The sequence below is a fragment of the Pseudomonas sp. PARCl1 genome (assembly GCF_947311875.1).
Taxonomy (GTDB): Bacteria; Pseudomonadota; Gammaproteobacteria; order Pseudomonadales; family Pseudomonadaceae; genus Aquipseudomonas; species Aquipseudomonas juntendi.
Genome location: NZ_CAMZMX010000063.1, coordinates 1 through 21,469, shown reverse-complemented (window position 1 = coordinate 21,469; position 21,469 = coordinate 1). Strand labels below are relative to the sequence as shown.

Annotated in this window: 19 protein-coding genes; 14 read left to right on the top strand and 5 right to left on the bottom strand. The window is 61.1% G+C overall.

What is annotated here, in order from left to right:
• Positions 1-365: 365 nt before the first annotated feature.
• Positions 366-1,772 carry a cytosine permease gene (locus tag QME24_RS23010; RefSeq protein WP_235768797.1) on the bottom strand — a complete coding sequence of 469 codons (1,407 nt, stop codon included), beginning with the start codon at positions 1,770-1,772 and terminating at the stop codon, positions 366-368.
• Between the two features lie 316 nt (positions 1,773-2,088).
• On the opposite strand from QME24_RS23010, the gene QME24_RS23005 reads away from it, so the two are divergent.
• The 10 genes from QME24_RS23005 (at position 2,089) to QME24_RS22960 (ending at position 11,227) form a co-directional block, all read left to right on the top strand.
• Positions 2,089-2,574, top strand: a complete 486-nt coding sequence (locus QME24_RS23005; protein WP_009683734.1) for a flavin reductase family protein — start codon at positions 2,089-2,091, stop codon at positions 2,572-2,574.
• Positions 2,575-2,648: 74 nt separating this feature from the next.
• Positions 2,649-3,689 carry an LLM class flavin-dependent oxidoreductase gene (locus QME24_RS23000; protein WP_235768796.1) on the top strand — a complete coding sequence of 347 codons (1,041 nt, stop codon included), beginning with the start codon at positions 2,649-2,651 and terminating at the stop codon, positions 3,687-3,689.
• 388 nt (positions 3,690-4,077) lie between these two features.
• A complete protein-coding gene (locus tag QME24_RS22995; protein ID WP_029613156.1) occupies positions 4,078-4,674 on the top strand; it encodes an amino acid synthesis family protein in 597 nt (198 codons plus the stop codon).
• 68 nt (positions 4,675-4,742) lie between these two features.
• Positions 4,743-5,576: an alpha/beta fold hydrolase gene (locus QME24_RS22990; RefSeq protein ID WP_029887620.1), complete on the top strand. Its 834-nt coding sequence runs from the start codon at positions 4,743-4,745 to the stop codon at positions 5,574-5,576.
• On the top strand, positions 5,573-7,054 hold the full coding sequence (locus tag QME24_RS22985) for an aldehyde dehydrogenase (protein WP_280091810.1): 1,482 nt from the start codon (positions 5,573-5,575) through the stop codon (positions 7,052-7,054). The genes QME24_RS22990 and QME24_RS22985 overlap by 4 nt, the downstream gene beginning before the upstream one ends.
• A gap of 13 nt (positions 7,055-7,067) precedes the next feature.
• Positions 7,068-7,553, top strand: a complete 486-nt coding sequence (locus QME24_RS22980; RefSeq protein WP_047150252.1) for a flavin reductase family protein — start codon at positions 7,068-7,070, stop codon at positions 7,551-7,553.
• Positions 7,554-7,704: 151 nt separating this feature from the next.
• Complete coding sequence (locus QME24_RS22975; RefSeq protein WP_009683727.1) at positions 7,705-8,094, top strand: carboxymuconolactone decarboxylase family protein; 390 nt, start codon at positions 7,705-7,707, stop codon at positions 8,092-8,094.
• Positions 8,095-8,184: 90 nt separating this feature from the next.
• On the top strand, positions 8,185-8,931 hold the full coding sequence (locus tag QME24_RS22970; RefSeq protein ID WP_009683726.1) for a GntR family transcriptional regulator: 747 nt from the start codon (positions 8,185-8,187) through the stop codon (positions 8,929-8,931).
• 22 nt (positions 8,932-8,953) lie between these two features.
• Positions 8,954-9,517 carry an NUDIX hydrolase gene (locus QME24_RS22965; RefSeq protein WP_054905968.1) on the top strand — a complete coding sequence of 188 codons (564 nt, stop codon included), beginning with the start codon at positions 8,954-8,956 and terminating at the stop codon, positions 9,515-9,517.
• Positions 9,518-9,814: 297 nt separating this feature from the next.
• On the top strand, positions 9,815-11,227 hold the full coding sequence (locus QME24_RS22960; protein ID WP_144188548.1) for a cytosine permease: 1,413 nt from the start codon (positions 9,815-9,817) through the stop codon (positions 11,225-11,227).
• 138 nt (positions 11,228-11,365) lie between these two features.
• On the opposite strand, the gene QME24_RS22955 is transcribed toward QME24_RS22960, so the two are convergent.
• Positions 11,366-12,070, bottom strand: coding sequence for an NUDIX hydrolase (locus QME24_RS22955; protein ID WP_192439944.1), 705 nt, complete (start codon positions 12,068-12,070; stop codon positions 11,366-11,368).
• Between the two features lie 138 nt (positions 12,071-12,208).
• Here QME24_RS22955 and QME24_RS22950 point away from each other — a divergent pair, with 138 nt between their 5' ends.
• Positions 12,209-12,859, top strand: coding sequence for an isochorismatase family protein (locus tag QME24_RS22950; protein ID WP_009683721.1), 651 nt, complete (start codon positions 12,209-12,211; stop codon positions 12,857-12,859).
• Positions 12,856-14,055 carry a nicotinate phosphoribosyltransferase gene (gene pncB / locus QME24_RS22945; RefSeq protein WP_280091809.1) on the top strand — a complete coding sequence of 400 codons (1,200 nt, stop codon included), beginning with the start codon at positions 12,856-12,858 and terminating at the stop codon, positions 14,053-14,055. The genes QME24_RS22950 and pncB overlap by 4 nt, the downstream gene beginning before the upstream one ends.
• Before the next feature lie 165 nt (positions 14,056-14,220).
• Here the strand turns inward: pncB and QME24_RS22940 are convergent, their stop codons facing one another.
• The 3 genes from QME24_RS22940 to QME24_RS22930 all read right to left on the bottom strand — a co-directional run bounded on the left by QME24_RS22940 (position 14,221) and on the right by QME24_RS22930 (position 18,563).
• Positions 14,221-15,483, bottom strand: coding sequence for an OprD family porin (locus tag QME24_RS22940; RefSeq protein ID WP_192439943.1), 1,263 nt, complete (start codon positions 15,481-15,483; stop codon positions 14,221-14,223).
• Positions 15,484-15,579: 96 nt separating this feature from the next.
• Entirely contained in the window at positions 15,580-16,932 is a 1,353-nt protein-coding gene (locus QME24_RS22935) for an MFS transporter (protein WP_054905963.1), read from the bottom strand.
• A gap of 758 nt (positions 16,933-17,690) precedes the next feature.
• On the bottom strand, positions 17,691-18,563 hold the full coding sequence (locus QME24_RS22930) for a LysR family transcriptional regulator (protein ID WP_192439942.1): 873 nt from the start codon (positions 18,561-18,563) through the stop codon (positions 17,691-17,693).
• 110 nt (positions 18,564-18,673) lie between these two features.
• Between QME24_RS22930 and QME24_RS22925 the strand changes: the two genes are divergently transcribed.
• Together QME24_RS22925 and ppnN are read left to right on the top strand one after the other, a co-directional pair.
• Positions 18,674-19,735: a YeiH family protein gene (locus QME24_RS22925; protein WP_054905961.1), complete on the top strand. Its 1,062-nt coding sequence runs from the start codon at positions 18,674-18,676 to the stop codon at positions 19,733-19,735.
• A 127-nt stretch (positions 19,736-19,862) separates the two neighbouring features.
• A complete protein-coding gene (gene ppnN / locus QME24_RS22920; protein WP_009683717.1) occupies positions 19,863-21,236 on the top strand; it encodes a nucleotide 5'-monophosphate nucleosidase PpnN in 1,374 nt (457 codons plus the stop codon).
• Positions 21,237-21,469: the final 233 nt, after the last annotated feature.

Sequence of the window (21,469 nt, the reverse complement as noted above, 5' to 3'; positions counted from 1 at the left end):
GCCTGAGTCCCGTGGCATACAGGAATCAGGCCGCAGCAGCCTAATCAAAGATTGTCCAACAAATGGGGCGCACCTCATTTGTTTCGGGCCAGTAACGCCTGTGACAGGCGCGCGCGGCCGCCTTGTTTGTACGGCGCGATATTGAGGCATGCACCAAGGCGTTCGCGCGCGAATCCCACAGGCATAATTGGCCCGAAACAAACGTAGGAGCGAGCGCAGCTCGCGATGCGCCGCGCGGGCGGCGCTCGCTCTAACAGGCGCTGCATACCTTGTGGCAAACACCTTCAGCCCTGATGCGATCCCTGTGGGCTGGCTTGAACTGCGATGGGCTGCGAAGCAGCCCCTGTTGCAGCCACACGTGACTATCAGTCGTTCACACTCAAAACCCGCCCCGCCTTCTCGCCAGCCTTGCTGCGCGTGGCCAGGCAGTAGTACAGCGGCACCGTCACCAGCAAGCCGAACAGCCAGGACAGGTCGGCGCCTTCGACCAGGTTGGAGTACGGCCCGACATACAGCGAGGTATTGGCAAACGGCAGCTGCACCAGGATGCCGCAGGCATAGGCAACAATTGCATGGTGATTGAAACGGCCATAGATGCCGCCGTCGGCACTGAAGATCGAGGCGATGTCGTACTGGCCCTTCTTGATCAGGTAGAAGTCGATCAGGTTGATCGAGGCCCACGGCACCAGCACCACCAGCAGCGCCAGGATCAGGCCGATGAACTGGCCGATGAAATCTGCCGAGGCGTTCAGCGCGACCATACCGCAGCCCAGCAGTATGACCGAGGCCAGGATCACCCGAACCTTTACGCTGGGGGTCCACTGGGCAACGAAGGTCTGGATTGCAGTCACGATCGACAACACCGCGCCATACAGGTTGAGGGCGTTGTGGCTGATGATGTTGAGCAGGAACAGCACCATCAGGATCGGCCCCAGCCAGCCGGTGGCCTGCTTCACCGCGTCCATCGCATCGGTGCCTTGCGGCACGCACAGCACCGCCACCGCACCAAAGCTGAAGCACAAGATGGTGCCCAGGGTAGCGCCGAAATAAGTCGCCCAGAACGGCTTGGCAATGCCGACTTCACGCGGCAGGTAGCGTGAGTAGTCGGAGGTGTACGGCGAGAAGCTGATCTGCCAGATCACACCCAGCGAGACGGTGGCGATGAAGCCCGACAGGTTGAAGGCGCCGCGGCTGAAGAAATCGGCAGGCAGGTCCTGGATGAACATCATGATGAAGCCGGCCAGCAGTGCCGAGCCCATCACCCAGGTGCCGATACGGTTGAGGATGTGGATGAAACGGTAGCCGACCACGCCGATGGCGGTGGCGCTCAAGGCGCCGATCACGATCGCCCCTGGCACCGGCACGCTCGGGCTGATGCCGTGGATGGTCTTGCCGGCCAACACGATGTTGGAAATGAAGAAGCCAACATAGATCAACGCCGTGAAGAACACGATCAGCAAGGCGCCATAGCGGCCGAACTGGCCACGGCTCTGCACCATCTGCGGAATGCCCAACTGCGGTCCCTGCGCAGAGGCCAGGGCGATGACCACGCCCCCGACAAGATGGCCCAGCACGATGGCCACCAGCCCCCACAACAGGTTCAGGTGGAACACCTGTACCACCATGGCACCGGTGACGATCGGCAGTGGCGCAATGTTGGTACTGAACCAGAGGGTGAACAGGTCGCGCGCCTTCCCATGGCGCTCGGCAGGTGGCACATAATCGACCGTGTGATTCTCGACAAACTGGTGTTGCGACGACGGTTGGGACATGGTTTTCAGCTCGAAAGGTCGTTTTTATCGTTGTAAGGAAACCGCGTCTAGGCGGCCTCTCAGCTGCAGACCATATTATGGTATTCCAAATTTTTGACAACACTGATCCGCACGAAAAAGCGGCCACTGTTCTGCTTGAAAAACCCCTTCGACAAACCACCACACCGAGCAAAGCCCCGTATTCCGTGGCCTTGCGCCGCTCATCGTGAAAATGTGCGGCTGAAAATTCTGCTTGCAAAATAGGTATTACGGTATACCATCAGACACATCAACGATAAAAACCGCGGACCACCGCAGCCTTTTAGAGGTAAACCCGATGATCGACGCAACCGTCTACAAGAACGTCCTGGGCTCCTTCCCGTCCGGCGTTACCGTCATCACCACCCTGGACGACGACGGCTCGGTCGTCGGCCTGACTGCCAGCGCATTTTCCTCCCTGTCGATGGAGCCGCCGCTGGTGCTGTTCTGCCCCAACTACAGCTCCGACTCCTACCCGGTACTGATCAAGCAAAAGCGCTTCGCCATTCACCTGCTCTCGGGTGAGCAGCAGGCACACGCCTATGCGTTCGCCAAGAAAGGCAAAGACAAGGCCAACGGTATCGAGTGGACCCTCAGCGAGCTGGGCAACCCGATCCTGGCCGGCGCCACGGCGGTCATCGAGTGCGAGCTGTGGCGCGAATACGAAGGTGGCGACCACGCCATCATGGTCGGCAAGGTGCACAACCTGATCGTTCCAGCCCAGGCGCCGCGGCCGATGGTGTACTGCCGCGGCAAGATGGCCAGCCTGCCGGCCTTGGCCTGAAGCCCATTGTGAATCGAGACAGCTGGCGCCCCCCTGCCTGGCGCCAGCCCCTTTCAAGCGTTGAGGAAAGCCCCATGAAATTTTCGTTGTTCGTACACATGGAACGTTGGGATGAACAGGTCAGCCACCGCCAGTTGTTCGAAGACCTGACCGAACTGACCCTGATGGCCGAAGACGGCGGTTTCAGCACCGTGTGGATCGGCGAACACCACGCCATGGAATACACCATTTCGCCAAGCCCGATGCCATTGCTGGCGTACCTGGCGGCACGCACCGAAAAGATCCGCCTGGGTGCCGGCACCATCATTGCGCCGTTCTGGAACCCGATTCGCGTGGCAGGTGAATGTGCCCTGCTCGACGTGATCAGCAACGGCCGCATGGAAGTGGGCCTGGCCCGTGGCGCGTACCAGTTCGAATTCGACCGCATGGCCGGTGGCATGCCGGCCACCGACGGCGGCAAGGCCCTGCGCGAGATGGTGCCGGTGGTGCGCAATCTCTGGGAAGGTGACTATGCCCATGACGGCGAAGTCTACAAATTCCCCACTTCCACCAGCGTACCGAAGCCGTTCAACGCTACGCCACCCATGTGGATCGCCGCCCGCGACCCGGACTCGCACAACTTTGCCGTGGCCAACGGCTGCAACGTCATGGTCACGCCGCTGATGAAGGGCGACGAAGAAGTACTCGACCTGAAGAACAAGTTCCAGGCCGCCCTGGACAACAACCCCGACGTACCGCGCCCGCAATTGATGGTGCTGCGCCACACCCACGTGCACAGCCCGGCCGAGCCGGACGGCTGGAAGGTCGGCGCCCAGGCCATTTCACGCTTCTACCGCACCTTCGATGCCTGGTTCGGCAACAAGACCACCCCGGTCAACGGCTTCCTGGAGCCAAGCCCGGAGTCCAAGTTTGCCGAAGTGCCGGCGTTCCAGCTGGAGAACATCCGCAAGAACACCATGATCGGCACCCCGGAAGAGATCATCGCGCGTATCCGCTATTACCAGGAGCTGGGTGTCGACGAGTTCAGCTTCTGGTGCGACAACAGCCTGCCCCACGCCGAGAAGAAGAAGTCCCTCGAACTGTTCATCAAGGAAGTGGTACCGGCGTTCGCCTGAATTCCCATTGCCTGAAACATTGCGGGACACAGCCCGCTCCCGTAGGCCCATGCGGCTTGCGCGAGCGGGCTTTTTTAGCGGCAAGCTGCAAGCTGCAAGCTGCAAGCTGCAAGCTGCAAGCTGCAAGCTGCAAGCTGCAAGCTGCAAGCTGCAAGCTGCAAGCAAAAGCAAAAGCAAAAGCAAAAGCAAAAGCAGATCTGCTTTCGACTTTCGACTTTCGACTTTCGACTTTCGACTTTCGACTTTCGACTTTCGACTTTCGACTTTCGACTTTCGACTTGCAGCCTCCCGCCCCCCCGCAAGAGAAATTTCCCCCCCCTCTTGCACAACAAATATTATGGTATACCATCAGACAACAAGAGCTGATAACCCTCACCAGGAGCCACCCATGAGTTTCGAAATCCGCAAGATCGTCACCTACTCCGAAGAGACCCGCATCGAAGGCGGCAAGGCCACCGACAAGCCGGTGACCATGGTCGGCCTGGCCGTGGTGATCAAGAACCCATGGGCCGGTCGCGGTTTCGTTGAAGATCTGAAGCCGGAAATCCGCGCCAACTGCTCGGAGCTGGGCGCGCTGATGGTCGAGCGCCTGACTGCCGCCATTGGTGGTGCCGACAAGATCGAGGCCTACGGCAAGGCCGCCGTGGTGGGTGCCGATGGCGAAATCGAGCACGCTTCGGCGGTGATCCACACCCTGCGCTTTGGCAACCACTACCGCGAAGCGGTACAGGCCAAGAGCTACCTGAGCTTCACCAACAAACGTGGTGGCCCAGGCACCTCGATCCAGATCCCGATGATGCAGAAAGACGACGAGGGCCTGCGCTCGCACTACATCACCCTGGAGATGCAGATCGAAGACGCACCGCGTGCCGATGAAATCGTCGTGGTGCTGGGCGCTGCCGACGGCGGCCGCCTGCACCCGCGCATCGGCAACCGCTACATCGACCTGGAAGAACTGGCTGCCGAAAAAGCCAGCGCTCAATAACAACAACCAAGACGGGCCGGGGCGTGGCGTGCTTACCCGCCGCGCCCGACCTTCAAGGAGCGCCCTCCATGATTCAGCCTGTCGCTGAACGCACACCTGCCGGCACCAGCTACCTGTCCGTCGGCCAGGGCCAACCCGTGGTACTGATCCACGGCGTGGGCCTGAACAAGGAAATGTGGGGCGGTCAGTTCGTTGGCCTGGCCAACGACTACCGCGTCATCGCCTATGACATGCTCGGCCACGGGCAAAGCCGCGTGCCGGCTGCCGATACCCCGCTGGAAGGCTATGCCGACCAGCTCGCCGAACTGCTTGACCACCTGCAAATCGCCCAGGCCACGGTAATCGGCTTTTCCATGGGCGGCCTGGTTGCCCGGGCCTTTGCCCTCAACTACCCGCAGCGCCTGGCGGCACTGGTGGTTCTCAACAGCGTGTTCAACCGCAGCCCCGAGCAGAGCGCCGGCGTTATCGCCCGCGCCGCCCAGGCCGCAGAGCTGGGCCCCGACGCCAACGTCGACGCCGCCCTCGAGCGCTGGTTCAGCCGTGAATACAAAGCCGCCAACCCGGCCCAGGTCGCCGCTATCCGCCAGGTACTGGCGAGCAATGACCCGCAGGGCTACCACACCACTTATTCGCTGTTCGCCACCCAAGACATGTACCGCGCCAGCGACCTGGGCAGCATCCAGGTGCCGACACTGATTGCCACCGGCGAGCTCGACTCGGGCTCCACACCGGCCATGACCCGCCAGCTCGCGGCGCGCATCCCAGGTGCGCACAGTGTGGTGCTGGCCGAGCAACGGCATATGATGGCGGTGGAAGCACCGCGTGAAGTCAACAAGATGCTGCTGGACTTCCTCGCGCAAGCCCGCACCCTTACCGAATCCGCCAAGGGGATTGTTGCATGACCCTCGTTCGTTTCCAGATGTGCATCGACGGCCAATGGCGCGATGCCCAGAGCGGCAAGACCTTCGACAGCCTCAACCCGGCCACCGCCCAGGCCTGGGCACAGTTGCCCGATGCCGACGAGGCCGACGTGGAGCTGGCCGTGCAGGCCGCCCAGCGTGCCTTCGACAGCAAGCAGTGGCGCAGCATCACGGCCACCGCGCGCGGCAAGCTGCTGCGTCGCCTGGGTGACCTGATTGCCGAGAACAAAGAGCACCTGGCGCAGCTGGAGAGCCGTGACAACGGCAAGCTGATTCGCGAAACCCGCGGCCAGGTCGGTTACCTGCCCGAGTTCTTCCACTACACCGCCGGCCTGGCCGACAAGCTCGAAGGTGGCACCCTGCCGCTGGACAAGCCCGACCTGTTCGCCTACACCGTGCACGAGCCGATCGGTGTGGTCGCCGGCATCATCCCGTGGAACAGCCCGCTGTACCTTACCGCGATCAAACTGGCCCCGGCCCTGGCGGCCGGCAACACCATCGTGCTCAAGCCGTCCGAGCACGCTTCGGCGACCATCCTGGAGCTGGCCCGCCTGGCCCTGGAAGCCGGCTTCCCGCCGGGTGTCGTCAACGTGGTCACCGGCTACGGTCCAAGCACCGGCGCGGCGCTGACCCGCCACCCGCTGGTGCGCAAGATCGCCTTCACCGGCGGTGCAGCCACTGCCCGCCACGTGGTGCGCAGCAGTGCCGAGAACTTCGCCAAGCTGTCGCTGGAGCTGGGCGGCAAATCGCCGAACATCATCTTCGCCGATGCCGACCTGGACAGCGCCATCAACGGCGCCGTGGCCGGCATCTATGCCGCCTCAGGGCAAAGCTGCGTCGCCGGCTCGCGCCTGCTGGTGCAGGACGAGATCTTCGACGAGTTCGTCGAGCGCCTGATTGCCCGCGCCAAGCGCATCCGCATCGGCAACCCGCAGGACGATGCCAGCGAAATGGGCCCGATGGCGACCGCGCAGCAGTTGGCCGTGGTCGAAGGCCTGGTCGCTGCGGCCAAGGCTGAAGGCGCCAAGCTGCACTTGGGTGGCAAGCGGGCCGAGGTCGAAGGCGAAGGCTGGTTCTACGAACCGACCCTGTTCGAGTGCGACAGCAACTCGATGACCATCATGCAGGAAGAAGTGTTCGGCCCGGTCGCGACGGTCATCCGCTTCAAGACCGAGGAGCAGGCGCTGGAAATCGCCAACGACTCGCAGTTCGGCCTGGCGGCCGGTATCTGGACCCGCGACCTGGGCCGCGCCCACCGCCTGGCCCGTGACGTGCGCTCGGGCATCATCTGGGTCAACACCTACCGCGCCGTGTCGGCCATGGCCCCGATCGGCGGTTTCAAGAACAGCGGCTACGGCCGTGAGAGTGGCATCGATTCGGTGCTGGCCTATACCGAGCTGAAGACCGTGTGGATCAACCTGTCCACCGCGCCCATGCCCGACCCGTTTGTGATGCGCTAAGAGGTAGCACGAGATGATCGAACCTGGCATCTACAAAGACGTGATGGGCTCCTTCCCGTCCGGCGTTACGGTTGTCACCACCCTGGACGCCGACGGTGGCATCGTCGGCATCACCGCCAGTGCCTTCAGCGCCCTGTCGATCGACCCGGCGCTGGTGCTGTTCTGCCCCAACTACGCCTCTGACACCTACCCGATCCTGCGCGACAGCAAGCAGTTCGCGATCCACCTGCTGTCGGCCGAGCAAACCGCCGAGGCCTATGCGTTTGCCGGCAAGGGCAAGGACAAGGCCAAGGGCATCGAGTGGCACCTGAGCGAGCTGGGCAACCCGCTGCTGGCGAAGGCCACGGCGATCATCGAATGCGAACTGTGGCGCGAGTATGACGGCGGGGACCATGCGATCATCGTGGGTGCGGTGAAGAACCTGGTGCTGCCCGAGCAGCCGGTCACGCCGATGGTTTACCACAAGGGCAAGCTGGGCGCCCTGCCGCCTTTGGGCTGATAGACCTTTGAGCCGGTGTTGGCTGCTTCGCGGGGTTGCCCGCTCCCACAGGGACGGCGCAGTTCCCGAGACCTGTGCATGACCTGTGGGAGCGGGCAAGCCCGCTAAGAAGCCACCGCCGATGTCCCTGTTTCATTCCGGAGCACTGCGCATGAGCAATGACAAGTACGAGAAAGGCCTGCAAATCCGCACTCAGGTACTGGGCGAAGACTACGTCAACCGCTCGATTCAGAACGCCGACGACTTCACCAAGCCGTTGCAGGAACTGGTCACCGAATACTGCTGGGGCCACGTCTGGGGCCGTGAAGGCCTCTCGCTCAAAGAGCGCAGCATGATAAACTTGGCCATGATTTCCGCGCTCAACCGGCCCCACGAGCTCAAGCTGCACATTCGCGGCGCATTGCGTAATGGCCTGAGCCGTGAACAGATTCGCGAGATCCTGCTCCAGGTCGGCATTTATTGCGGCGTGCCCGCGGCGGTGGACAGCTTCCGCCTGGCCCGCGAAGCGTTCGCTGAAGCCGATGCGGAGCCAACCCGTTAACACCGGGCTGTTCGAACCCACGCAAGGAGCACCCAAGGTTCGTGGTGCTATTGCGGTTGCGGCCGGGCAGCCTCTTTAAGAGCGCACTTGATGAAACGCCAGCCACTCGACGACAGCTTCAAGGTCAACCGCAACCCCGTTACCCTGCGCGAAATCGTGCTAGACAAGCTGCGCGCGGCGATCATGAACTTCCACCTGCTGCCTGGCGACCGCCTGGTCGAACGCGACCTCTGCGACCGCCTTGGGGTCAGCCGTACCTCGGTACGCGAAGCGCTGCGTCACCTGGAATCCGAAGGCCTGGTGGAATTCGCCGACGCCAAGGGCCCACGGGTGGCCATCATCACCCTGGAAGACGCCCGCGACATCTACGAGCTGCGTTGCGTACTCGAAGGCCTGATCGTGCAGTTGTTCACCCTCAACGCCAAGGCCAAGGACATCCGTGCCCTGGAACGCGCGCTGGAGGTCAACCGCGAAGCCTTGGAAGAAGGCGAGTTGCAGCAGGTGCTGGACTCGGTTCAAGGCTTCTACGACGTGCTGCTGGAAGGCTCCGGCAACCAGGTGGCGGCGCAGCAGTTGCGCCAGTTGCAGGCACGCATCAGCTACCTGCGCGCCACCTCGGTGTCGCAGGAAAACCGCCGCGGCGCCAGCAACCGCGAGATGGAAAAGATGGTCGAGGCGATCAAGGGTGGCGACCCGCTGGTTGCCCACCAGGCCTCGGTCGACCATGTGCGTGCGGCTGCCAAGGTAGCCCTGGATTACCTGCGCCAGAAGCAGGAAGACCACGTCAAGGTGCGCGACATCGTCGAGCCCCTGGCGCTGAAGGATCCACGTATTTAACGCCACCCACAGGCCGCTGATCATGCCCAACGCCCCGCGCTACTGCCCGCACTGTACCAAGGAACTGGCCCGGGGCGTTCCTGCAGGTGACACCCACGAACGCCTGCATTGTGGCGGCTGCGGCTACATCCACTACATCAACCCGAAGGTCATCGCCGGCTGCATCATCGAGCGTGACGGCAAGTACCTGCTGTGCCAGCGTGCCATCCCGCCACGCCCCGGCACTTGGACCTTGCCGGCGGGCTTCATGGAGGCTGGCGAGACCACCGAGCAGGCGGCGCTGCGCGAGGTGTGGGAAGAAAGCGGCGTGCGGGCCGACATCATTTCGCCGTACTCGATTTTCAGCGTGCCGAAAATCAGCGAGGTCTACATCATCTTCCGCGCCATCGTGACCGAAGAAACCGGGCAATACGGGTCGGAAACGCTGGCGTACAAGTTCTTCGCACCGGATGAGATCCCTTGGGATCAGATCTACTACCCGGCGATCCGGCAGATTCTCGAACGTTACATCCTGGAGCGGCAGGCTGGGGTGTATGGCATGTACATGGGCAATGACGACACCGGCAAGGTGCACTTCATGCGTTAGCCGGTGCTGGCCCTGTGCTCCAAAAATGCCCGGGTCGCACCAGCAAAGCTCACCCATCACCGCCCACACAACGCGCAACCCCTCTACACCAAGCCCTTCAGCCAACTGGCACCCTCCTTGCTACCGTCATCCGCTTAAGCTTTTGTCAGCCTTAGGTTTTTTAAGGCTTATAGGTACATATTTACTAATTTCCCGTTCCCCCAGCGGCCCGCATCATCGCTCCAACAAGAACGCGTTGCCCATCGCCGGCACGCACCCGGGCAGTTGCCAATGCCCTACCTTGCCTTGGAGTCAGTCATGACCAGTGCAGCCAATTCGGCACCCCTCATAGAAAAACACACGATCGGCTATGTGCCACCGCAAGACCGCCATGGAAAGGTAAGGGATCTGTTCACGCTGTGGTTCGGCGGCAACATTGCGCCGTTGCCCATCGTCACCGGCGCGTTGGGCGTGCAGCTGTTTCACCTGAACCTGGTATGGGGCATCGTCGCCATCCTGGTGGGCCACCTGCTCGGGGGCGTGCTGATGGCCCTGCACTCGGCCCAGGGCCCGCAAATGGGCATCCCGCAGATGATCCAGAGCCGTGCCCAGTTCGGTACCTTGGGCGCGCTGCTGGTGGTAGTGATTGCCGGGGTCATGTACATCGGCTTCTTCGCCTCCAACATCGTGCTCGCCGGCAAGTCTTTGCACGGTGTGGTCGACGCCGTACCGGTGCCGGTCGGCATCGTCATCGGCGCGCTGGGTTCGGGCATCATCGGCATCATCGGCTACCGCTTCATCCACGTCCTCAACCGCATCGGCACCTGGGTGCTGGGTATCGGCATCGTGGTCGGCTTCGGCTATATCTTTACCCATGTGCAGAGCGACGACTTCCTCAGCCGCGGCAGCTTCAACCTGGCCGGCTGGCTGGCCACCGTGTCGCTGGCGGCGCTGTGGCAGATCGCCTTTGCGCCCTACGTGTCGGACTACTCACGCTACCTGCCGGCAGACGTGAAAGTCAGCTCGACCTTCTGGGCCACCTACCTGGGCTCGGCCCTGGGTTCGAGCCTGTCGTTCATCTTCGGCGCCGTGGCGGTGCTGGCCATTCCGGCCGGCATGGACACCATGGATGCGGTCAAACTGGCCACCGGGACCCTCGGCCCCGTCATGCTGGTGCTGTTCCTGCTCAGCGTCATCAGCCACAACGCCCTCAACCTGTATGGCGCTGTGCTGTCGATCATCACCCTGGTGCAAACCTTCGCCTACCGCTGGATCCCTACCGCCAAGAGCCGCGCGGTACTGTCGCTGATCGTGCTGTCGGCGTGCTGCGTGGTCGCCGTGTTCGCTTCGGCGGACTTCATTGGCCACTTCGTCGACATGGTGCTGGTGTTGCTGGTGGTGCTGGTGCCGTGGACGGCGATCAACCTCATCGACTTCTATGCCATCCACAAGGGCGACTACGACATCCAGTCGATCTTCCAGGTCGATGGCGGTATCTATGGCCGTTACAACCCGCAGGCTCTGCTCGCTTATGCGGTGGGTATCGTGGTGCAGATCCCGTTCATGAACACGCCGCTGTACGTGGGGCCGATTTCCGAGCACATCAACGGCGCCGACCTGTCGTGGCTGGTAGGGCTGGCGGTGACTTCGCCGCTGTACTGGTGGCTGGCCAGCCGTGACAGTGCTTACCGGCGCCGGCAGCTGAGTGCCAAGCTGGCCATGGGGCACTGAGTTTGCTGCGCCGGCAAATCCCAGCAGATGGTTGTGCACCATCGCTGGGAGCTCCGATGCCGGAAGCTGACCCATACATGACCGAGCACCGCAGGTGGGGCACTCGGTCGCAGCGCCCCCTGCCCCTCAAGCAGAACTCTACCCTCCCTCCGGCAACAGGCTGCGATCAAACATGAACACCCGCCCACCCAGCGGCGTGTGCTGATACAACTGTTGCGGCCGGCCCAGCCTGGGCTGGTTCTTCTCCCCGGTGTCCTTCACCCACCCCAGCTCACGCAAGCGCTCCAGGCGTTTACGCAGCGAGGTGCTGTTCACCGTCTGCCCCAGGCATGCCTGAACCGCCCCCAGGGCATCGAGCACGGTGAATTTCTCCGCCAGCAGGTACAGCGGCAGGCTGCTGTACACGGTCTTTGCCGCCAGCCGCTCGCGGGCCCGCTCCACCAGCAACGTGTGGTCGAAAGGCAAGAGCACCTTGCGCGCCAACACACTGTCCAGGTCGAAAAACGCCAACTGCTCACCCAAGGCTGCCTGCCCAGGGCCGATCAAGGCGAGGTAATAGGTGCTCAGCGACCAGCCCCGCGGATCGCGAAACGCATTGCCCTCGGTACCCACCTGCTCCATGTAGCACGGCACCAGCCGGTTTTTTTCGCGTAACGCGCGCTCGGCCGCGGCCTCCAGGCTGATGTCAGGGGTTCGACCATTGACGATCACCCCCGGCAACGCCCACTGGCCGGCGTGCGGTTCGCGCTCACGGCGGTGCAACAACACTTGCAGATGCTGCGCATCGGGGGCCAGGCGCAGGGTCACGATATCGACACTGGCCAGGACTTCAACTGTACTCACCGGGCTGCTCCTCGTTCACTGGCATAATAATCCACCAGAGACACTAAGTAAATCAACAAGCAAATCCATAGGGATATACGCTTGACAGACTTAGATCACCAGGTAGATTATGTAGCCAGTCCAGCAAGGAGAACCGCCATGAAAATCGCCAGTTTCGATGTCGATGCGCAGAACGGCTTCACCGGCAACGCGCCGCAGGAACTCCCGGTTCCCGAAGGCCATGAAATTGCGGTTGACCTCAACACCATGGCCCTGCGCGCCGACCTGCGCCTGGGCAGCAAAGATGCCCACCCGGCCAATGCCGCCTGGGTTGTCGCCGACCCGGCGCACATGCTGCAGCCCCTGCAAATGGCCAACGCCGACCTGACCTGGGTCAGCCACTGCGTCCCCGGCACCCCAGGGTTCGAGCTGCTGCCTGGCCTGCCGGCGCCCATCGATTACGACTACTTCGTGTGGAAGGGTGTCGAACCCGACCTGCACCCCTACGGCGCCTGCTATCACGACCTCGCCGAACGCCGTTCCACAGGGGTCATCGAATACCTCAAGGTGCAGCAGGTCGGCGCGGTGATCGTCGGCGGCCTGGCCCTGGACTACTGCGTCAAGACCACCGCCCGGCAACTGCGCCAGGCCGGCTTCGAGGTGCTGCTGTACCTGCCGGCCTGCCGTGCGCTGACTCAGGCAGGCGCTATCGAGGCGTGCGGCGCCTTGGCCGCCGAAGGGGTCATCCTCTGCGGCGACGAAGCCGCGCTCGACCACCAGCTTGCCCTGATCAAGGAACAACGCCCATGAGCGAAAGTGTTTTCGGCCCACGCATCATCCAGAACCTGCTGGACACCGACTTCTACAAGATCACCATGATGCAGGCAGTGCTGCACAACTACCCCAACGCCGAGGTGGAATGGGAGTTTCGTTGCCGCAACGACGAAGACTTGTCTCCCTACCTGGCTGAAATCCGCTACCAGGTAGAACAACTGGCCGAGGTCACGGTGACCCACGACCAGTTGGCCTATCTGGAGAAAATCCCCTTCCTCAAACCGGATTTCATTCGCTTTCTAAGCCTGTTCCGTTTCAACCTGCGCTATGTACAGGTGGGCCTGGACGCCGCCGGGCAACTGGCAGTGCGCGTACGCGGGCCTTGGTTGCATGTGATTCTCTACGAGATCCCGCTGCTGGCGATCATCAGCGAGGTGCGCAACCGCTACCGCTACCGTGACGTGGTGATCGAACAGGTCGGCGAGCGCCTGTACCAGAAGCTCGACTGGCTGAAGGCCGAGGCCAGTGCCGAAGAGCTGGCCGGTTTCCAGTTGGCGGACTTCGGCACGCGCCGGCGCTTCTCCTACCGGGTGCAGGAAGAAGTCGTGCATATCCTCAAGCATGATTTCCCGGGGCGCTTCGTTGGCACCAGCAACGTGCACCTGGCGCGTGAGTTCGAGCTCAAGCCGCTGGGCACCATGGCCCACGAATGGTTCATGGCACACCAGCAGTTGGGCCCGCGCCTGGTCGACAGCCAGGCCACCGCCCTGGAATGCTGGGTCAGGGAGTACCGTGGGCTGCTCGGCATAGCGTTGACCGACTGCATCACCATGGATGCCTTCCTCGGCGATTTCGACCTGTATTTCGCCAAGCTGTTCGATGGCTTGCGGCACGACTCTGGCGATCCACTGGCGTGGGCGGAAAAAGCCATTGCTCACTATGAACGGCTGGGGATCGACCCAAAGAGCAAGACCCTGATCTTCTCCGATGGGCTGGATTTTGCCAAGGCGCTGGGGCTGTACCGGGCGTTGCATGAACGGATCAATGTGAGCTTCGGCATTGGTACCCAGTTGACGTGCGATATCCCGGGGGTAGCGCCGATGAACATGGTGATCAAGATGACCGCGTGCAATGGGGCGCCAGTGGCGAAAATTTCCGATAGCCCTGGCAAGACCCAGTGCCGGGACGAGAATTTCGTGGCCTATATGAAACACGTTTTCAAGGTGAATTGATGGCGGCTGTGCCGGCTTCATCGCGAGTGATCTTGCGCCCACCAGGCCGGCACTTTCAGTCCACCTGCGGCACCTCCTATCCCCCACCCTAGGGAGCTGCCAATAAACCCTCCGGCGGCATAAGCTGAAACGGGCCGACTGATCTGTGCGGCCCGCCTTAACACGTTAGAAATTGAAGGTATAACGCATGATCAATCGATTTTCATTGGCGCTGTCCGCATAGGTCGATCGGTTCGTAGCGTTACGCCATTGAAAAGAGACGCCTTTGGCTGGGCCACTCTGGATGACATAAGAGAGGTCGGTCACTCGCTCCCACTCTTCACCCTCGCTCCCACTTTGACGAAGTGAAGCGGCTTGGCGGGTTGTTAGCAGAGCAGGATCAATATCATCGCCTTTCGTATATCGAGTGGTGAAAAGCAATCCAGGCACGCCCAACGCGGCGAAGTCATAATCGTATCGGGCGAACCAGACACGCTCGTTGGGCGCAGTGAATGTACTGACCAGCGACTCACCGAACAGGTAGGTATCTGTGCCGTTTATGAACGCAAATGGCGTGTCGCCCCACGCCTTCTGATAGCCACCCCCGATGATGTGCCCATTTATGCTATAAGCAACGTAGCTACTCAGTGTCCGGTTATCTACGCTACCCAGTTTTTTGGCGCCGGTTTCGCTGGCATCGAAAAAGCGAACATCCGCAATGACATCACCCTTCAAAAACGGCCGACTGACTTTGATTTCGCCGAAGTAGGACTTGTAGAGATCATCAAGTTCGGCGGCGTGCAGGCTGAGCCGCATGTCCTTATCAGCTTTGTAATCGAAGGCAATGTAATTGTAATGGTCAGCTTCGACCGGGGCATAGCCAAATACCGTGAGTGATTCGAAATCGGTAGAGTTACGCTGTTTCACAGCGTTGACCCTTGTGGCCGTAACCGTCAATGCATCAATATCGTTGACCGTCAGAGAACCCCCGCGAAAAACCTGAGGCAACAGGCGACTGTTATTGCTCCAGAGTAAAGGCATCAGAGGACTTAGCCCTCCTACTCTCAACTCAGTCTTGCCTACCCTGGCTTTGGCGGTGGCCACGAATTTTCCATACTCGTCTTCCACGTTTCTGTCGGAATCGAAGGGCAATAGTCCAGATCCCGTTCTGTCAGGGCTAGCGTCAAGCTTGACCCCCAACAAGCCCATGGCGTCGATACCGAAGCCCACGGGGCCTTCTGTGAAGCCGGATTGCAGGTTCAGGATAAAGCCCTGTGCCCACTCATCGCGCTTGGACTGCGCAGCCCCATCATTACGGAAATCGCGATTGTAATAAAAGTTTCGAAGTTCGAGACCACCTTTGAAATCTTCCACGAACGCAGCAGAAACATAAGGCGTCACCAGCAGAGCAGCAGAACAGGCTAATGACTTTTTATTAAAACCACCCATCACAGGCACCCTTATTATTGTTGTATGTTTGTGCATGAGCCGCAGGTCACCCCCATGCAAATGATGAACGTTGACCCCCTGCCTACAGCGCCGACATCAGGTCAGATCTTGTGAAACAATGACCTTGTTCCTCACCACCGTGGAGTCCGCGCGCGACTGGTTGATCAGGGTCACAGCAACAGCACCTACCAGACCGGCAAGGCCGATTGCCATGAAGTTCTGCTCCAGCGGCAAGGCCATCGATACGAGTGCCCCAATCAAAACGGGCGCGACTATCGCTCCGATACGACCGACCCCCGACGCAAAGCCCACACCCGTTGAACGGATGGTGGGGGGGTAAAAATCCCCGGCATACGCATAGGCCAGAAGTTGGGTACCGAGCGTGGAGCCACCCACGATGAACACGACGACGAAGAGCAGTTCAGTAGAACGCGTGTAACCCATCAGCGTGAGTGCAACTGCACCGACCACGTAAAACACCACCAACACCTGCTTGATGCTGAATTTATCGCTGAGCCAGCCACCGAAAAGTGCACCGAATATCGACCCGAGGTTGAACACAATAACGAAATTCAGGGCGGAACCGAGGCTGAAACCCGCCATGGCCATGAGCTTGGTGAGCCAAGAGTTGAGCGCATATACCATGAAAAGCCCAGTAATGAACGCCAGCCAGATCATGACGGTGCTGTAGGCACGCCCTTCCTGGAAAAGGCTTCGTACAGGCTTGTCTTGCTCGGCAACAATATGAGGGTTACCGACAAGCGTAGTGTCATCCTTGATCATAAGTTCAGGACGAAGACGACGTGCAATGATTTTCAACTCGTCTTCCCGACCTTGCTTCAACAGGAAGCCGATAGAGTCGGGCATGGTCTTCAATATGAAAGGAATCAAAAAGACTGGCAGGGCTGCTACGTAGAAAACATATTGCCAGCCGTAGCTTTCGATCAGTTGCTTACCCGTGAGCGCTACCAAAATTCCGCCCACCGAATAGCCCGCGAAAACGAGGGTCACCAAGCGGGTGCGAACCTTCATGGGCGAGAACTCTCCCATCTGCGCCGTGCAGATAGGCAACACACCGCCGATTCCCAACCCTGCGATAAAGCGCAGGATGCTAAAGGTTAACGGATTGTCAGTGAAACCGGCGGCAGCAGTGAATAGGCTGAAGAGAGCCACACAGATTGCAATCATCTTTGGCCGACCTATACGGTCTGCCAGCGTCCCCAGAAAAATTGCCCCCAGCATGGTGCCAAACAAGGCTGAGCCAGCCATGACGCCGGCACTGGTTGCGTCAATTTGCATATCAACCATGATGGCTGGCAGTGCTGCCCCCACCACCGCCAAGTCGTAACCATCAATGATCAGTATCAGCACGCACCAAAAAAGAATCAACCCATGAAAGCGATTGAACTTAGACTCTCCGGCCAACGTGAACACATTCAAAGCACTCATACCGTATCTCCTTCAATCTTATTTTTTTCTACTGAAGTGTACTTACGTGTCGCGATCGCAGGCCAATCCAACAGGCTCGACTGTCTGCATGAAACTGCTAGGACTGTCTTTCAGCCCAGGCACAATTTACGCACCCGCCCCATGCCTGAAGCCGAAGTACTTGCGGTAACTACTTTGATAAACGCGAGGTAGCGAGCCAGCACTTGGCGCTGACACGGGCAGGGACATGCTTTCCGGCCACCACAACCACTCAAGTCACGCCTGTTGGTCTCGAACGGTGATGATGGAGAGGCAGAAGTCGAGTTCGCCTAATTCGGGCGTTTGGGAGAGCAATCATTAAAACGGGTGCGGGCAATCAGGTCTTCAAATGTGCAGTGTGTACTGACACCGTGAGAGCCTTCGCCAAAGAGGTCGCTTTGGTCAGCTTGAGCATTGCAATCACAGCGTTCAATACATGCACCCACAGACAACCAGGGTCCACAGGTCTGAAGATCAACAACATGCTGATAGCCAAAGCTAGGTAACGCAGGAAAGTAACAAGGCATCACGATGCGTCCCTCTGATTTGTTCTTATTGGGGAGAAGTCGCTGAAGCGTCAGAAAAATAATCGCCTTCGAATGACGTGCGTGACAATGGTAAAAGCGCCCAAAATCTGTGACCGGATTTGCCACTCACGATCGATAACTTCAGAAGGATTGTCCACGCACTTGCAGTGATAGAGCGGTGAGGGGGAGTACCGGTGCGGGCGACGTTTTGTGCTATGCCATGCACAACGCCAGAAACCGCGCCGCCGCCCGCGAGGGCGTAGCGGCGTGCGGCATCAATATGGAAAAACGACGCACCAATGCCTGAGGGCTCACCTGCAAGCGTTGCAAAGCACCGTCCTCGTGGCGTATGGACATGGCTGAAACAAAGCCGATGCCCATGCCGGCACGCACCGCTTCCTTGACCCCCTCCACACCGGCGATTTCCAGCGCCACACGCATGGCTACGCCATCACGGGCGAATGCCCGCTCAACGACCTGCCGCACCCCCGAGCCGCTTTCACGCAACACCAACGGATAGGCCCCCAGCGCCGCCAATGGCTGCTTGTGCGTGCCTGCCAGGGGGTGCCCGCGCGGCACGATCGCCACGATTTCGTCCTCGTGCCACGGCGTGGTGCGCGTGCCCAGGGGCAACTCATGGCCGGGCGGCCCCTCGATCAGGGCGATATCAACGCTGTCCAGTGCCGCCACGATCTCCGCCGTGTTGCCATGCGAGGTCGTCACCAGCACGTCCGGGTACTGCCGATGAAAATCGGCAATCAGGTAGGGCAACAGGTAACTGGCGGGCGTAGTGCTGGCGCCAATGCGCAAGGTGCCGCGCTCCAACCCGCGCATGGCCTCGCGCAGGGCTTGGGCCTGGCGGAAGGTATCGCGCAGGCGCTCGGCGTGTGCGAGCAGTTGCTCGCCAGCCGCTGTCAGGCGCACGCCACGACCGGCCCGTTGGTAGAGGGGTTCGCCGAACGCCTCCTGCAGCAGCTTGAGCTGCCCGGAAACCGCAGGCTGCGACAGGTGCAGGGCCTGGGCCGCATGGCTGATGTTGCCATGCTCGGCAACGGTGGCGAATGTTATCAGCTGTTCTGGGGTCATGAACTCAAAATATCAGCAAAGCGGATATCTGCCATCCCAAATTACGATTTTTTATAAGCTTATAACCGGATTAACGTAGGCCTCGTCGAATCATTGCCCGGAGGACTCACATGGCCACGGTACCGTCCCATCCTGCCTACACCCCTACCCTTTCTACCAAAGGGCGGCTCAATGGCATCCTGTTCGTCGCGCTGTTCGCGCTGGCTGTCACGCAACTGGCGGCCATACCCGCCATCGCCAGGCTTGGCATCAGCCCGCTGATTGTCGGCATCGTCGCCGGTGCGCTGTATGGCAACGCGCTGCGTGACGGCGTGCCGGCAAGCTGGGCCGCGGGTATCAATTTTTCCGCTCGCGGCTTGTTACGCATTGCCGTGGCGTTCTTCGGCCTGCGGGTGAGCCTGCAGGAAATTGCCGAGGTAGGCTGGTCGGGGCTAATCGTCTCGCTGCTGGTGGTTGGCAGCACATTGCTGATCGGCCTGTGGTGCGGCATGAAAGTCTTCAAGCTTGACCGCGACACCGCGCTGCTGACGGCCGCCGGTAGCGCCATCTGCGGGGCAGCCGCCGTGCTGGCATTCGAATCGGCGCTGCGCAGCGCCCCGCACAAAAGCGCCATGGCGGTGGGCAGCGTGGTGCTGTTCGGCACCTTGTCAATGTTCGTCTACCCCTTGGCGATCAACGCTGGCTGGCTGCACCTGGACACCTTGGGTGCCGGCCTGCTGCTGGGCGGCACCATCCACGAAGTGGCTCAGGTGGTCGGCGCCGCCAGCAACGTCAGCCCGGAAGTCACCCACATCGCGACCATCGTCAAGATGACCCGGGTCATGCTGCTGGTACCCGTGCTGCTGGTGGTCGGCCTGTGGATCAGCCGTTCGCGCCAGGCTGGCCAGGGCAAAGGCAACGGCCGCATCGCCATGCCCTGGTTCGCCTTCGGCTTCCTCGGCCTGGTGCTGGTGAACTCGCTGCAGGTGCTGCCCGGCAGCGTGACCCAGGCGCTCAACGGCCTGGACACCTTCGCCCTGACCATGGCGATGACCGCGCTGGGCATGGAGACGCGCTTGAGCCAGATTCGTCAGGCCGGGCCACGGGCGCTGGCGACCGGGGCGCTGCTCAACCTGTGGCTGGTTGGCGGCGGCCTGGCAATCACCCTCGCGGTGCAGAAGTTGTTGAGCTGATCGGCAACCGGGCGGCGAAGCAGGCGTAGCCCTGCAAAGGTTTTTCACCGCCCCCCTCGTGGCCGCTCACATTTCTCGGTATGGTGTTGTCCAAGAAGGATGTTTTACCCGCACAGGAAAGACTTAGATGCCTCAACGCCATGTCATCAATGCATCCGTCAGCCCCAAAGGCAGCCTGGAGACGCTGTCACAACGTGAAGTGCAGCAACTGAGTGAAGTCGGTACCGGTAGCCTTTACACCTTGTTCCGCCAGTGCGCCCTGGCCATCCTCAACACCGGCGCCCATGTCGACAACGCCAAGACCATCCTCGAGGCTTACCGGGACTTCGAGGTGCGCATCCACCAACAGGACCGTGGCGTGCGCCTGGAGCTGCAGAATGCCCCGGCCGACGCCTTTGTCGATGGCGAGATGATCGCCAGCACCCGCGAAATGCTGTTCAGCGCCCTGCGCGACATTGTCTACACCGAAAGCGAACTGGCCAGCCAGCGCATCGACCTGGAAAGCTCCCAGGGCATCACTGATTACGTGTTCCACCTGCTGCGCAACGCCCGCACCCTGCGCCCGGGTGTGGAGCCGAAGATGGTGGTGTGTTGGGGCGGCCACTCGATCAGCAGCGAAGAGTATCAGTACACCAAGAAGGTCGGGCACGAACTGGGGCTGCGCAAGCTGGACGTGTGCACCGGTTGCGGCCCGGGCGTGATGAAGGGCCCGATGAAGGGCGCGACCATTGCCCATGCCAAGCAGCGCATGCATGGCAGCCGCTACCTGGGCCTGACCGAGCCGGGCATCATCGCTGCCGAGGCGCCCAACCCGATCGTCAACGAACTGGTGATCCTGCCGGACATCGAGAAGCGTCTGGAAGCCTTCGTGCGTGTCGGCCACGGCATCATCATCTTCCCCGGTGGCGCCGGTACGGCAGAGGAATTCCTCTACCTGCTGGGTATCCTGATGCACCCGGACAACCACGACCTGCCGTTCCCGGTGGTGCTCACCGGCCCGCGCAGTGCCGAACCCTACCTGCAGCAGTTGCATGCCTTTGTCGGTGCCACGCTGGGCGAGGCGGCACACCGCTTGTACGAGATCATCATCGACGACCCGGCAGAAGTTGCCCGGCACATGGTCGACGGGCTCAAGGCGGTTAAGCAGTTCCGCCGCGAGCGCAACGACGCCTTCCACTTCAACTGGTTGCTGAAGATTGAGGAGAGCTTCCAGCGCCCCTTCGACCCTACGCATCAGGCCATGGCAGAACTGGACCTGCGCCGCGATCTGCCACCGCACGAACTGGCGGCCAACCTGCGCCGGGCGTTTTCCGGCATCGTGGCCGGCAACGTCAAGGACAAGGGTATCCGCCTGATCGAGGAGCACGGCCCTTATCAGATTCGTGGCGACAGTGCTGTGCTCGATCCGCTGGGGCGGTTGCTGCAGGCGTTCGTCGACCAGCACCGGATGAAGTTGCCCGGCGGGGCGGCGTATGTACCGTGCTATCAGGTCGTGACCTGACAGCGCCTTGCGCTAATGCGCGTCAGTCATGCAACTTGGGGCCGCGTTGCGGCCCATCGCCGGCAAGCCAGCTCCCAAAGGAATCGCATCAGGGCAGACAGGTGTTTGCCACAAGGTATGCAGCGCCTGTGAGATCGAGCGCCGCCCGCGCGGCGCATCGCGAGCTGCGCTCGCTCCTACGTTTGTTTCGGGCCAATTATTCCTGTGGGATTTGCGAGCGAACGCCTTGGTGC

Bases quoted from the DNA above. Each gene is read 5' to 3' on its own strand.
- pncB (WP_280091809.1), top strand. From the start codon at position 12,856: ATGAGCGAAAGTGTTTTCGGCCCACGCATCATCCAGAACCTGCTGGAC.
- QME24_RS22975 (WP_009683727.1), top strand. From the start codon at position 7,705: ATGAGCAATGACAAGTACGAGAAAGGCCTGCAAATCCGCACTCAGGTA.
- QME24_RS23005 (WP_009683734.1), top strand. From the start codon at position 2,089: ATGATCGACGCAACCGTCTACAAGAACGTCCTGGGCTCCTTCCCGTCC.
- QME24_RS22960 (WP_144188548.1), top strand. From the start codon at position 9,815: ATGACCAGTGCAGCCAATTCGGCACCCCTCATAGAAAAACACACGATC.
- QME24_RS22925 (WP_054905961.1), top strand. From the start codon at position 18,674: ATGGCCACGGTACCGTCCCATCCTGCCTACACCCCTACCCTTTCTACC.
- QME24_RS22970 (WP_009683726.1), top strand. From the start codon at position 8,185: ATGAAACGCCAGCCACTCGACGACAGCTTCAAGGTCAACCGCAACCCC.
- QME24_RS22990 (WP_029887620.1), top strand. From the start codon at position 4,743: ATGATTCAGCCTGTCGCTGAACGCACACCTGCCGGCACCAGCTACCTG.
- QME24_RS22930 (WP_192439942.1), bottom strand. From the start codon at position 18,563: ATGACCCCAGAACAGCTGATAACATTCGCCACCGTTGCCGAGCATGGC.
- QME24_RS22985 (WP_280091810.1), top strand. From the start codon at position 5,573: ATGACCCTCGTTCGTTTCCAGATGTGCATCGACGGCCAATGGCGCGAT.
- QME24_RS22940 (WP_192439943.1), bottom strand. From the start codon at position 15,483: ATGGGTGGTTTTAATAAAAAGTCATTAGCCTGTTCTGCTGCTCTGCTG.
- QME24_RS22965 (WP_054905968.1), top strand. From the start codon at position 8,954: ATGCCCAACGCCCCGCGCTACTGCCCGCACTGTACCAAGGAACTGGCC.
- QME24_RS23000 (WP_235768796.1), top strand. From the start codon at position 2,649: ATGAAATTTTCGTTGTTCGTACACATGGAACGTTGGGATGAACAGGTC.
- QME24_RS22980 (WP_047150252.1), top strand. From the start codon at position 7,068: ATGATCGAACCTGGCATCTACAAAGACGTGATGGGCTCCTTCCCGTCC.
- QME24_RS22950 (WP_009683721.1), top strand. From the start codon at position 12,209: ATGAAAATCGCCAGTTTCGATGTCGATGCGCAGAACGGCTTCACCGGC.
- QME24_RS22935 (WP_054905963.1), bottom strand. From the start codon at position 16,932: ATGAGTGCTTTGAATGTGTTCACGTTGGCCGGAGAGTCTAAGTTCAAT.
- QME24_RS23010 (WP_235768797.1), bottom strand. From the start codon at position 1,772: ATGTCCCAACCGTCGTCGCAACACCAGTTTGTCGAGAATCACACGGTC.
- QME24_RS22995 (WP_029613156.1), top strand. From the start codon at position 4,078: ATGAGTTTCGAAATCCGCAAGATCGTCACCTACTCCGAAGAGACCCGC.
- ppnN (WP_009683717.1), top strand. From the start codon at position 19,863: ATGCCTCAACGCCATGTCATCAATGCATCCGTCAGCCCCAAAGGCAGC.